This window comes from Enterobacter sp. Ag1 (assembly GCA_000277545.1).
In the GTDB taxonomy this organism is placed as follows: domain Bacteria; phylum Pseudomonadota; class Gammaproteobacteria; order Enterobacterales; family Enterobacteriaceae; genus Cedecea.
Genome location: AKXM01000063.1, coordinates 1 through 473, shown reverse-complemented (window position 1 = coordinate 473; position 473 = coordinate 1). Strand labels below are relative to the sequence as shown.

Genomic DNA, 473 nt, shown 5'->3' with positions numbered 1-473 from the left:
CCATCCTGCCGGCGCTACAGACAACGCCCACGGAACAGGCACACCAACCGGCAAAGCCGATCCTTCCCCCAAACCAACCTTTAAGAAAATGCACATCCTGCCGCGCCGTGGCATGCTCTCAGCCTTTTGTGAGGCAAAACGTCATGCTGGTAGGCTATGTCAGGGTGTCAACAAATGACCAAAATACTGCGCTGCAGAAAAATGCGCTGGAGTGTGCAGGATGTGAGCTGATTTTTGAGGATAAAATCAGCGGTAAAACGGCGGACAGGCCAGGGTTAAAAAAAGTGCTCAGAACGCTGAGTGAAGGCGATACGCTTGTTGTCTGGAAGCTGGACCGGCTTGGGCGCAGCATGCGCCACCTTGTTTCGCTGATTGAGGAACTGCGTACGCGCGGGATTAACTTCCGTAGCCTGACGGACAGCATTGATACCTCCACGCCGATGGGGCGATTTTTCTTTCACGTGATGGGCGCT

Annotated in this window: 1 protein-coding gene and 1 pseudogene; one reads left to right on the top strand and one right to left on the bottom strand. The window is 54.1% G+C overall.

Features of this window, described 5'->3' with window-relative positions:
- Nucleotides 1-114: pseudogene (locus tag A936_RS23865) on the bottom strand (phage tail protein); the annotation flags it as partial.
- A 29-nt stretch (nucleotides 115-143) separates the two neighbouring features.
- Here A936_RS23865 and A936_RS22390 point away from each other — a divergent pair.
- Nucleotides 144-473: recombinase family protein (locus tag A936_RS22390; protein WP_008461877.1), on the top strand; the 330-nt coding region annotated here is incomplete at its 3' end.